This window comes from Oceanidesulfovibrio marinus (assembly GCF_013085545.1).
In the GTDB taxonomy this organism is placed as follows: domain Bacteria; phylum Desulfobacterota; class Desulfovibrionia; order Desulfovibrionales; family Desulfovibrionaceae; genus Oceanidesulfovibrio; species Oceanidesulfovibrio marinus.
In genome coordinates this window covers 1746616-1757985 of record NZ_CP039543.1, presented here as the reverse complement: position 1 = coordinate 1757985, position 11370 = coordinate 1746616, and the positions used below count along the sequence as shown (strand labels likewise).

8 protein-coding genes are annotated in these 11370 nt (G+C 63.7%); 1 reads left to right on the top strand and 7 read right to left on the bottom strand.

From position 1 onward, the window contains the following. Positions 1–20: 20 nt before the first annotated feature. Entirely contained in the window at positions 21–737 is a 717-nt protein-coding gene (gene rnc / locus E8L03_RS07900) for a ribonuclease III (RefSeq protein ID WP_171267024.1), read from the top strand. Positions 738–828: 91 nt separating this feature from the next. Here rnc and E8L03_RS07895 read toward each other — a convergent pair whose 3' ends face one another. The 7 genes from E8L03_RS07895 to E8L03_RS07865 all read right to left on the bottom strand — a co-directional run bounded on the left by E8L03_RS07895 (position 829) and on the right by E8L03_RS07865 (position 11368). Next, positions 829–1719: a flagellin N-terminal helical domain-containing protein gene (locus tag E8L03_RS07895; RefSeq protein WP_144233777.1), complete on the bottom strand. Its 891-nt coding sequence runs from the start codon at positions 1717–1719 to the stop codon at positions 829–831. 818 nt (positions 1720–2537) lie between these two features. Continuing rightward, a complete protein-coding gene (locus E8L03_RS07890; RefSeq protein ID WP_144233778.1) occupies positions 2538–4235 on the bottom strand; it encodes a flagellar hook protein FlgE in 1698 nt (565 codons plus the stop codon). 73 nt (positions 4236–4308) lie between these two features. After that, entirely contained in the window at positions 4309–5106 is a 798-nt protein-coding gene (locus tag E8L03_RS07885) for a flagellar hook assembly protein FlgD (protein ID WP_144233779.1), read from the bottom strand. A 31-nt stretch (positions 5107–5137) separates the two neighbouring features. Then, positions 5138–7081, bottom strand: coding sequence for a flagellar hook-length control protein FliK (locus tag E8L03_RS07880; protein ID WP_171267023.1), 1944 nt, complete (start codon positions 7079–7081; stop codon positions 5138–5140). Between the two features lie 185 nt (positions 7082–7266). After that, positions 7267–8709 (bottom strand): glycosyltransferase family 9 protein, encoded by a 1443-nt coding sequence (locus E8L03_RS07875; protein ID WP_171267022.1) that lies wholly within the window; start codon positions 8707–8709, stop codon positions 7267–7269. A 121-nt stretch (positions 8710–8830) separates the two neighbouring features. Further along, positions 8831–10567: a CgeB family protein gene (locus tag E8L03_RS07870; RefSeq protein WP_171267021.1), complete on the bottom strand. Its 1737-nt coding sequence runs from the start codon at positions 10565–10567 to the stop codon at positions 8831–8833. A gap of 42 nt (positions 10568–10609) precedes the next feature. Then, the gene (locus E8L03_RS07865) at positions 10610–11368 is read right to left on the bottom strand and encodes a flagellar motor protein MotB (protein ID WP_144233783.1); all 759 of its coding nucleotides are present in this window, start codon (positions 11366–11368) and stop codon (positions 10610–10612) included. Between the last annotated feature and the right edge of the window lie 2 nt (positions 11369–11370).

Genomic DNA, 11370 nt, shown 5'->3' with positions numbered 1-11370 from the left:
GATCGGGCACAGGAGATGGAATGGAAGAACAAATCAAGACAGTACAAAATGTTATCAACTATGCGTTTCGAGACGTCAAGCTTCTTCGCACGGCGCTTACGCATTCGTCGTTCGCCAATGAGCAGGGCACCTGCGAAGAGCGCGAGGCCATAGAGCATAACGAAAGGCTGGAGTTTCTCGGGGACGCGGTGCTGGAGCTCTGCGTGACCGAGGAGCTCTTCGGCCGTTTTCCGGACGAGCGGGAAGGAGAGCTGACGCGGATGCGCGCCAAGCTGGTGAGCAAGACGGCGCTCAAGGACATCGCCCTGGAGCTGGGCCTGAACAGCTATCTGCTGCTGGGCAAGGGTGAGGAGAGCCAGGGTGGCCGGATGCGGGGTTCGCTGCTTTCCGACGCGCTGGAGGCGATCATCGGCGCAGTATTTCTGGATGGAGGGTTCGACGCGGCGCGGGTATTTGTCGGCCGGCTCTACGAGGATCTCTGGCCGGGCGGTCCGGAGCGCCGGTACACTAAGGACTACAAGAGCGCCCTGCAGGAAGTGACGCAGGAGCTGTACAAGGAACGACCCGTGTACGCACTGGTGGCGAGCCGTGGCCCGGAACACGAAAAGGAGTTTGAGGTGGAGCTGACACTGCCGGACGGACGCGTCATCCGCGGACAGGGGCCGGGAGTGAAGAAGGCCGAACAGGAAGCGGCAGGCATAGCGCTGAGGCTTCTGGAGCGCGAGAATCCGAGGTGAGGCCCGGGGGCGGACGGTGCCGCCCCCAAGCCTGCATGTCCTTGGTCTCGTGCGTGTGTCGCATTCGTATTTTGTCCTACCTGCTCGCGGCCTAGCCGCCGCCGATGAGCTGCATGGCGAGCCTGGGCAGGGAGTTTGCCTGGGCGAGCATGGCCACAGCGGACTGGGTGAGAATCTGGTTGCGCACGAACTCCGTCATCTCGGAGGCGACGTCCACGTCGGAGATGCGCGATTCAGCTGCCTGCAGGTTTTCCGCCTGGATGGAGAGGTTGGTGATGGTGTTCTGCAGGCGGTTCTGCAAGGCGCCGAGCTGGGCGCGGATGGTGTCCTTGGAGATGATGGCGTTGTTCAGGCTCACGAGCATGGCCTGCGCGAGAGACTGGGTGTTGATGCGGCCATGGATGCCCAATGCGGACGAGGTCGCATTGCCCATGTTGATGAAGTAGTAGTCTTCGTCGCTGTCGTTGCCGGTGCCGAAGTGGATCTTGATGGGACCGGTGGACTGCAGGCCCGTGCCGTCGTGCTGCTGCAGCAGGGTCTGGCCGGCGGATGCGGAGAGGGTGCCGTCCAGCAGCTTGACGCCGTTGAAGTCCGTGGCGATAGCGATACGGGTAATTTCCGAGGCCATGGCCTGGAACTCGGAGTCGATGAGGATACGCTGGTCCGAGTTGTAGGTACCGGTAGCCGCCTGCTCGGCCAGCTCCTTGAGCCGGATGAGCTTTTCGTCAACGACCTGGAGCGCGCCGTCGGCGGTCTGGATCATGGAGATGGCGTCGTTCGCGTTGCGCACGCCCTGGTTCAGGGAAGCGATGTCGGCACGCATGAGCTCGCGGATGGCGAGACCGGCGGCGTCGTCAGCTGCGGTGCCAACGCGAAGGCCGGAAGAGAGCCGCCGCGTCGAGACAGAGAGCCTTCCATAGCTCTCGCCCAGATTGCGGGAGGCGTTCATAGCCATTAAGTTGTGATTGATGACCAAAGACATGGTTCATAACCTCCTTGTTATTTGGCCATGATGAAGCAATGGCGATGCCAAAGTAATCTTTCCACGTAAATTCAACTTGTTAAATATTTTCTAGACTTTTGGGCGGCATTTCCAGCCACCCTGACGGCAATATTTTTCCCTACAATCAGTGCCTCTTGGCGGTTCTTCGACGCTGCCAAGCGCGTGCAGGCCCGGCATTCTGGCCGTGGAGTACTTGTTTGCGGCGTTCCCGGCTGGGATGGAGCGACAAAGAGCCCGTAATGGCTGGAGATTTTTCCCAGGCAGGTCAGGGGGAGGCAAAATCTGCATCCCGCGTCAGGCACGAACGTCAACAAGGATGGGAGCGCGGCGGGCTCATGTCTGCGAAGCTGTACGCAGTGCCTTGTGAGGGAGAGGGCTGCCGCGCTGAGCCGGCGATATTGATTGGTTCACGCGGGTTCCGGCCAGTCCGGGAACCATGGCCAGGTATGTCGGATAACGTCCGGCAGGCAGGTTGTGCCGCCTCGTCTTCAGGACATGGCCGAGGGGCGTCCGGTTCTTGTCGCATTGACTGGCGCAGCACGCTGCCTTCCTCCGGGAGCAGCGACTGCGTGTGAGAGAACACCGGGAAGATCTGTCCGCATGCGCGCATCGGGCCTGACGGCTCACGTGGCCAAGGCGGGAAATGTGCGCTCCGGGGCTTGGCGTGCGCCTGGTCCATGGACAAGAGCTGGCACCCGGCAGAAGTGTGCAGTTGAGCGTTCGACTGGCCCAAACAAGAGAAACCCGCCCCGGACATTCCGGAGCGGGCTCTGCAAGAGTGCCTGTCGAGCTAAGCGTTAGCGCTTGAGCATGATGACTTCGGAAAGCATCTGGTCCGTGGTGGTGATGACCTTGCCGTTGGCCGAGAAGCCTCGCTGCGTGGCGATCATGTCCACGAACTCCCTGGCCAGGTCCACGTTGGATTGCTCCAGCGAGTTGGACGAGATGGTGCCGAGCCCGGCCGTGTTGGGCGGCTGCGAGCTCGTCAGGGGCGATTCCCGCGTTTCGGAGAACAGGTTGTTGCCCTCGCGCCGCATACCCACCTGGCTGGCGAAGTCGAAGAGCGCGACCTGGAAGAGCTCCAGGGTGACGCCGTTGGAGTAGCGGCCCTGCAGGATGCCGTCCTGGGTGACGTTGATGGACTGCAGGAATCCGAAGGTATAGCCGTCCTGGGATTGGAAAAGCGTGGCCGACGAGGCATCGTAGCTCGTGGTGGCCGAGGCGTTCCGGGTGGCGTCGGTGCCGAAGCCGGGCATGCGGTCGAGCACGTCCGGCGTGTTGCCGATGCCCGCGGCCGAGGTCCTGCCGTCGCTGCCGTAGTCCCAGTCGCCGTTGGGCGTAGTGCGCAGGCCCAGGTTGAGCTCGATGAGCTTGCCTTGTGCGTTCTCCATGGGCGGCTTGATGAAGTCGCCGCTGCTGTCCAGCACGGCGCTGGCGTTGGACAGGCCGGTGAAGTTTGCGGAGAAGATGGGGTACCCGTTGTTGGATATCTGGGTAGGATACCACTCGTTCAAGTCCAGCGTCGAGTTGGAGCCGGCAGAAAAGTCCGCGTTCGAAACGATGGTGTAGGCGGACATGTCGGTCATCTGGTTCGCGGAGTTGAAGGTCAGGGTGCCCATCATCAGCAGGCCCTTGGCCTCGCCTTCCACCGCGTTGCCGCCCAGGAAGCGCTTGTCCTCGTCCGGGTCCATGGTCACGATGTATTCCCAGACATTGGTGTCGCCCACGTTGGAGGTGCTCACCTGGTCGTAGTAGATGGTGATGTCGTGGGCCGTGCCGCCTTCATCGTAGACCTTGAGGGTGGACTGGTAGGCGTACTGCTGCGGCGAGAGCGGCTCGTCCTGAGTGCCGTCCCAGGCCCCGGCCAGGGCGAAGAACGGGTTGGCATCGCTGACGGACTGGGAGTTGTCGCCGCCGTTGTCCTTGTCCAGCTGGGTGATCATGGTGATGTTGTTGGTGTGCTGGGGCTGGGCCACGCCGCCGGCGCCGATGCGGATATCACCGATGGAGCCGATGCGGTTGACCTGCTCCAGGCCGATCTGGTCGGAGGAGCGGGTGACCTCCTGGGCCGGCGTGGTGGGCTGGGACTCAAGCTGCCAGCCCTGCACGACAAAGCCGTTGGGATCGATCAGGTAGCCGTCCTTATCGAAACGGAAGTTGCCGGCGCGGGTGTAATAGCGGTCTTCGGAGCCCTTGGGCGAGACGCCAAAGAAGCCCTTGCCGCCGATGGCCAGGTCCGTGGCCTCGTTGGTGGTTTCGAAAGCGCCCTGGCTGAAATCGCCGTATATGGCGTGGACGCTGACACCGCGTCCGACCTGGGCCTGGTAGTCGCCGGTGGTGCCGACGTCCTGGCTGATGAAATCGGCGAAGTGCATGCGCGACGCCTTGAAACCGACGGTGTTTGTGTTGGCGATGTTGTTGCCGAGCACATTCATTCGTTCACCGTGGGCGAGCAGTCCGGAGACTCCGGTCCACATCGATGCTGACAAACTCATATCAGGCCTCCTTGCGTGAATGCTGCCGCGTCTGGGCGGCGCATAAGGTACGTATGTTGTCCGGATCTACCGCCTATGCGGAGGAGTCGGACCCGGAATCTTCTTCCTCGTCGGTGGCGCCATCTTCTTCCGTCGTGTCGCCATCGCCTGTGTTGTTTCCTTCGTCCGTAGTGTCTGCCGGGGTAGTGGGGTTGACCACTTCCTTGATGGAAGTGAAGTCGACCATACGGCCGTCAGCCAGACGCATATAGAACTCGCCGTTTTCCTTTTGGATGCCGACGACCGTACCGCTTACGTCGGTGTCCACCAGTACGGGCTGGCCGTTGTGATCTTCGCAGGCCATGGCAATCTGGTACACGCCATTGGGCGCTTCGTTGCCGTCGTAATCCTCACCGTTCCAGGTGATCTCGTAGCTGCCTTCCTGCATCGCGTTGAGCCGGATGGTGTTCACGATGCCGCCAGCCGAGTCGAAAATATTGATGAAGCCGTGGGCGATGGGCTCTTCGAGCTCGAAGTAGAGCGTGGAGACGCCGTCGTTGGTCTTGCCGACCACGTCGCCTGTGGCGCGCACCTGCTTGCCGATGAAGTTCACGGCCGTGACCATGTCTGTCCGCTCGGAACCACCGTTGAGAGACTCGACGCCTTTGTTGATGTTGGTCAACTGCTCCAGACTGGAGAACTCGGCGAGCTGCGAGGTGAACTGGGTGTCTTCCATCGGGTTCAGGGGGTCCTGGTTCTGCAGCTGGACAACGAGCAGGGTGAGAAAATCCTCTTTGTCCAGGTCAGATTTGCCGACCGGTTCGTTCGGGTCGCGTGCGGCGCCGTACGAGCTGGTAAGGCCCAGGATTTCATTAGTGTTCACGACGGCCATGGTATGTCTCCTTGCGGGGCGGAGGATCGCGTTATGCGATCAGGTGCAGTCCGCCCTGGGAAATTAGTTCCTGCACATTCCCATTCTGCACATCGTGGGCCAATGATGCGGCATCCGAGCCGCGGCCGCCCATTTGTTTCCAGGCGTGAATGGCCTGCTGCCGGGCGTTCTGCTCCTGAGCCGAGTTGTGCTGGTCCATGCCCAGCCAGCCTTGGGAGTTCATGTCGTTGTTGAGCTGCGTCTGCACGTCGAGCTTCTGCACCTTGAGACCCTGTTGCTCCAGGCTGTGCCGGAGATGCTGCATCTGCTCGGCCAGCATCTGGCCGGTCTCGTGCTTCTCGGTGCGCAGCACGGCGGAAACCTCGTTGTTCCGCACCGTAAGCATCACCTGCACGCGGCCCATCTGCGGCGGATCGAGGCGCAAGGTCAGCTGCCGCTGTCCCTGGCCCAGATTCTTCATGAACGCCTGCTCCAGGCTGCGCAGGGTCTGGCGCGGCAGGGAACCCTGGCGGCCCAGCGCCTGGTCGGCGCGCTGTGTCGCGCTGGTTGCGCGAGCCTCGGCCTGGGCTGCAGTATCCGCGACAGAGTAGAAATTCTTGGTCGTGTCGGCCGTGGCTTCGCCCTTGGAGACCTTGTTCCAGAACGCGGACCAACCATTTTCGCCACGGTCGCTGGAGCCGTCTGAGCCTCCGCCCCCGGCATTGTCCTTGCCCTGGCCGGCGGCCTTGTCCTGGGCCACTGCGGCGTTCTCGGCGCGGTTCTTGGCGAAGCGGTCGGTGGCTGCGTCGGCGGCCTTCTTGGTCTCGGCCAGCTCGTCGGCCCCATCCTTGGTGTTGTTGACCGCGGCGGCCTTCAGATCGCCGTCCTTGGCGTCCTTTGCGGCGGCGTCTTTGGCATCGGCGGTCTTGCCGGCGTCGGCAGAGTTTTCCATCACGGGCTTCTTGAAGAAGTGGTCCGTGTCACTTTGTTCGGCTTCCGTGCCGTTCGGACGGGAGACGCGGCCGGCGGCCTCGCCGTAGTTCTCTTCCGCGGCCTTCTTGATGCGGACCTTGGCCTGGGAGACGCTCTTGGTCTCCTTGTTGTCGGCCAGCTCTTCCCGCTTGGCCCGATCCATGGCGTTGCTGATGGCGTCCTGGAGCTTCTCGTGGATGGACTTGAGGCTTTCGGCTGCATTTTCCAACGCTTCCGAGCTCTGCGTGCCCGAGGCCTGCTTGAGCATGAACACGAGGTTCTGCAATCCGGCCGCGTTCATGGTCAGCTTGCCGCCGCCGGCAAAGAATGCGGACAGGGAGGCGTCGTTGGTGCCAGGCACGTTGAAGGCCCTGGCCAGGGCCTTGACCTCGTCGCGGGAGACCGTGATCTGATCGGTGGGAGAAAGGGTGGCGAGCTTGGACGCTATCTTCTGCCATGCGGCGTCCAGCTTGCTCTCGTCCAGGTCGGCAATGATGTCCTTTGTCTCCGTGATATTGCAGCCAATGCGGCCCAGGAAGCCGGTGAGCAGCCGCTTGGTCTCCACGTCCAGGCTCTGGCCGCCCTCGACGTGCTGCGCGGCCAGCGTGCTCACCTTGTTCATCAGCTCGCGCCAGGTCATGCCCTCCGGGCTGTTGACCTGCTCTTCCAGAGCGTCGATGTCGTCGCTGTCCAGGCCGTATTTTTCCAGATCGCCGCGCAGATCGGCAAAATCTTCCTGACTGACCAGGAGTCCCGCTGCGCTGTCTTCCAGGGAGTCGTCCGGGGAAGAGGCGGTCTGTGAGGCATATGATTCGGTCGCACGGCGGCCGGTGTCGTATAGGGTATCCGCCGTACTCTGGGCCGTGCTGCGGGCCGCGCTGTCAGCGGATGCAAGGGTGTCGAGCAGGTCGGCGAAGGGCTGGGACGATGAGGCGTATCCGTTGCTGTAGGACTGGGACGCGCTCTTGCCCAGGGCGTTCATGGCCTGCTCGGCTCTCTCTGCATATTCGGGAAAAATCTGCATGGCGATGCTCCTCGCCGGAGTAATTAACAAGAGCCGTGCCAGAGCGAATGCACGCAGCAGGAAGCTGGCGCAAAGCGGACGCGAACAGAGTGGAACAGGCCAGGCGTGAGCAGGCACAGGACCCGCGCCATGGTTCGCTTATATTGAGGAAGGATCAGCGGAAAAAGGAGGAGACAGAGCCGGGATCAGCTCACCCAGGCTGACAGGACCGATTCGACCAGGGCCGCGGCGTGGGTCAGCGACTCTCGCGAGGCGTTCTCGTTCTCCACATACATCTGGATGTATCCGGCCAGAGGACGCGTGCACGGCGGCCGCGATGACCAGAACGCCTGGGGCAGAGGTTGCTGCGAGGACCGGTGCGCGGCGTGGCCAGCCAGCTCCCGCAGCATGGTCCGCAGATGGCGGAGCAGGGCGCGGTCCAGCTTGGGGAACGCCTCGGCCAGCTGCTTCCGGGCCGTGACCAGGCGGTCCTGCGTCCACAACCCGAAGTGCGCGCCAAAGGCCGCGTGCCAGAACAGGCTCATCAACTCCCGCGCCGGGGCCGGCGGCCGTCCGCTCAGCGGGGCAAGGCAGTGCAGGCCGTCCCGGTCCCGGTCTGTGGCAAAGAGCCGGACCCCGCGGAAGCGTATGCCGTCGAGTGCGTTTGTTGTGCCAAACGCAGCCGGGGTAGGCGCCTCCATGAGCCTTTCGGCGAGCATGGCCGTGCGGCCGGGCTGGAACCGCTCGCGGCAGGCGTATCCCAGGCCGGCGGCGCATTCCCAGCAGCCCACGCAGGAAAGAGAGGTCTGGAGCACGGCGTGGCCCGGTGTGTGCGGCGCCGTCTCGCGCGGGTTCACCGGTCCCATGGAAAGGTCCAGGGTCTTCACGCCGGTCCAGGACATCAGATGCATGGGGCCGGTGTCCGGCGTGATGAACTGGGCGAGCCCCTGGCCGGCCTTGACCAGACCAGGGAGGTCGAACTTGCCGGCAAGGTTCGGGGGCTTGGAGCGGCTGAGCTTCCGCGCTTCCGCAGCGAGCTGCCTGTCATCCGGTCCGCCGAAGAACATGGGCCGCAGATCGCGCTTCACCAAAGCGTCGGCCAACTGGGCAAAGAACGCCGGGTCAGGCCGCTTCTCCGGCTGGCTCGCTCCCACGAACAACCCCACGCTGTGGTTCTGCGTCCCCATGTGTCGCGGTCCGGAGAACCTCGTGGCGGCCACCTCAGCCAGCGGGATCACATCCAGGGCGTTCATGTCCGCCCAATGGAAGCGGTTGTGGCGGTTGTTGTGCACCAGGCTGGCCCGGTAGAGCTGGAAGTGGCCCCGGACGTACGTGGCCCCGTCCTTCTCCACAGGCCCCACCACCTCTTCGGCCTGCACCCTGCCGGCCAGAGCCGCTGCCTCGGGCCTATGGCTCAGGTTGATGACCAGCTCGTACTGCTGCTGGAGCATGCCCTGCAGACTGGACCAGGACAGATACGTTGCCGGCGGGCTGATGGGGATGAGCTGCTTCGAAAACTGCTCCTCGGCCGCCACCCATAACGGATGGCCCGGAAACCGCCGGCCCAGCCACAACAGCAGCGGGAACGTGAGTACAAGATCCCCCATGCGCTGGAGCTGGAGGACGAGAATCGGGCGCTTGCCTGTCATGACGGGTATCTACCGGTGATTTCTGGCAAAAGCAAATTGGTGTGATGGCTTCCTCGGTTGCACAGAGCAGTGCTCCCTGGCGGGTGCTCGGGGGCGGAGCCCTCGAATTACCTGAGTCAGTCTACCCGAACGACTGCCTCATAATCTCCAGCAGCTCGCCGACGCGTATGTCGTAGGTGTGGTGGGCGAGGATGCGCTGACGGGCGGCGGCGATGACTGTGCGCCGGGCGGGTTCGTCGCGCAGGTAGCGTTGGGCCAGCTCGGTGGCCTCGTCCGGGGAGTGGTAGGCGATGACTTCCGCGCCGGGTTCGAAGAGCTGGTCCATCTGGGCGCGCCAGTCCGTGAGCACGAAAGCGCCGGCGGCCGGGGCGTCGAACACGCGCTGGTTCACAGCGCCTTTCATCTGCTTGCTGGTGGCGTTGAAGTTGACGGTGACGCTGGGATAGAAGCCGGGCAGGTCGGCGTAGTAGGAGAGCTCGTGGTGGTAGCGCCAGGGGCGTGGATCGTGGCGCAGGGTGATGCGCCAGCCGCGATCGCCGGCGATGAGCGGGTTCAGGCCCATGACGCCCTGAAGGCAGGCGAGGCGGTACTGCCGGGTGGCCTCCCAGGTGATCATGGCCTCGAAGGCGAGGCGGCGCTCCATGGTGTCCAGAGCTTCGAAGTGGGGCACGAGGTCCGGGTGCTCCAGCTCCAGAAAGCGGCGCACGGAGCGTTCCTCGTGCTCGCCGAACTCGGCGGCCAGACTGCGGTAGCGGACGAGCAGGGGCTTGGGCGGTTTGGCCACGCGCATGCGGTGGCCCACCTTGAAGACCATGGAGTTGCCCACGAAGGCCACGTCAGCAACCGGGGCCGGCGTCTGCCTGGGCGGCTGGAAGCGGTGGGGGTCCGTGGCCAGGGGCAGGTAGTGGACCTGGTCGAAGCCGAGGTCGCGCAGGGTGGCGATGTTGTCGGCGTCCCAGGTGAAGATGGCCGCGCGGGTGCTGACGACCTTCTCATAGAGGTAGAGGATGAGGTGGGGGTTGTCCACGAACCAGGAAGCGAGGGGCAGCTTGAGCCGGTCCAGCAGCTCCATGAGCACGCCTTCGCGATCCACGCCCAGGTGGTTGATGGTGAAGACGAAGTCCGGCTTGAACTCCACCACGGCGGTGAGCAGCTGCTCCACGAACTCGTGCGATCCGATCTCGTCGTCCAGGATGGCCACGAAGCGGTGGGGCACGCCAAGGCGTTTGCAGGCCGCCTCGATCTCGCCCATGAGGAAGTACTGGCTGGTGATGAGCAACACGCGCGGGGGCGAGCTGCGGAACTTGGGGTAGCGCGTTCTGGACCAGAAGTCGGCCTCGCCGGAGGCGGCCAGGCTGGAGCGCAGGGGCTGGTAGTAGCTGCGGTCCAGGCGCAGGTAGAAGGGGTGGGCCAGGGGCATGAGCGGCAACCCGCCGTTCTGCATCTGCCAGCGGGTGATGGCGGCCAGCGCAATGTTCGGATCGGAGTCGTCGAGGAACAGGACCCGATCCGGGGAGGCTTCGGAAAGCTCGTCGCGCAGGCCGGTGACGGCCAGGATGGGTGATTCCTTATCCACAACAGCCAGGGGCAGGGGGCGCTCGTCGTCGTCGGTCTCCTGCAGCAGGGTGCGGACGGCGCCGCCCAAGCCGGCGCCCAGGAAGACGGGCAGGACACGTTCGCCGCGGGCCCGGGCCTCGCGCCACGGCCGGAGGATGGCCGCGTCCTGGGAATCGCCGTAGCGTCCGGCGATGTGCTGCGTTTTGCCGCTCTGGTGGATGCGGATGTCCACAAGGCGGCCGTGCTCGTCCGCCACGCCTTCGGCGGTATAGCTCTGGGTGGGATCGGCGTCGCTGGTCATGGGCGTCCGGGAGGTCGGGGGAATCTGGGCGGCTGGGGGCTGCTACCAGCTACGTTCATCCGGCTTGTGGAAGAAGAACTCCAAACGGTTGTTGGCCTGGCGGTTCTCGGCGGTGGTGTTGGGCAAGAGGGGCAGGGTGTCGGCGTAGCCCACGGCCTTGAGCCGGCCGGCGGAGATGTCGCCCATCTGCATGAGCTTGCGAAGCGCCGCAGCGGCCCGCGCCGAGGAGAGCTCCCAGTTGGAGGGATAGAGATTGCCCGGTGCCGGAGAGTCGTCCGTGTTGCCGCGGACCACGACGTCGAAGTTGTGGTCCTTGAGCAGGCTCACCACGGACTCGAAGTACTTGTCCGCACCGGGTTTGAACTCCACCGAGCCTTGCTTGAAGATGTCGTCGTTGGGAATGCGCACGATGACGCCGTCGTCCTCGGTGGTGATCTTCATGCTGTCTTCAATCTTCAGCTCGCTGGTGATGGACTTCATTTGCAGGACCATGCTGAGCAGGGCCTTTTCGTCCTTCTCCAGCTCCACATCCTTACGCTCGAACTTGGAGGGGGAAAACGCGGCGTAGGATGCTTCCTTGCGCTCCACCTGGACGCCGAAGGCCTCCTTGATGGAGCCCATGAGCGTCTTGAACTTGGAGATGTCCTGCTGGGCGAAGGAGAGCAGCAGGATGAAAAAGCAGAGGAGCAGGCTCATCATGTCGGCGAAGGTCGCCATCCATATGGGCAGACCTTCCTCGACAGGCGGCTCGTCGTTCTTTTTCGGAGGCGGTGGTGGTGGAGCCTCTTTCTTCCGTGGCATGG

Excerpts from the sequence above, each read along its gene's own strand:
- E8L03_RS07885 (WP_144233779.1), bottom strand. The coding sequence starts at position 5,106 with ATGGCCGTCGTGAACACTAATGAAATCCTGGGCCTTACCAGCTCGTAC.
- rnc (WP_171267024.1), top strand. The coding sequence starts at position 21 with ATGGAAGAACAAATCAAGACAGTACAAAATGTTATCAACTATGCGTTT.
- E8L03_RS07880 (WP_171267023.1), bottom strand. The coding sequence starts at position 7,081 with ATGCAGATTTTTCCCGAATATGCAGAGAGAGCCGAGCAGGCCATGAAC.
- E8L03_RS07875 (WP_171267022.1), bottom strand. The coding sequence starts at position 8,709 with ATGACAGGCAAGCGCCCGATTCTCGTCCTCCAGCTCCAGCGCATGGGG.
- E8L03_RS07895 (WP_144233777.1), bottom strand. The coding sequence starts at position 1,719 with ATGTCTTTGGTCATCAATCACAACTTAATGGCTATGAACGCCTCCCGC.
- E8L03_RS07865 (WP_144233783.1), bottom strand. The coding sequence starts at position 11,368 with ATGCCACGGAAGAAAGAGGCTCCACCACCACCGCCTCCGAAAAAGAAC.
- E8L03_RS07890 (WP_144233778.1), bottom strand. The coding sequence starts at position 4,235 with ATGAGTTTGTCAGCATCGATGTGGACCGGAGTCTCCGGACTGCTCGCC.
- E8L03_RS07870 (WP_171267021.1), bottom strand. The coding sequence starts at position 10,567 with ATGACCAGCGACGCCGATCCCACCCAGAGCTATACCGCCGAAGGCGTG.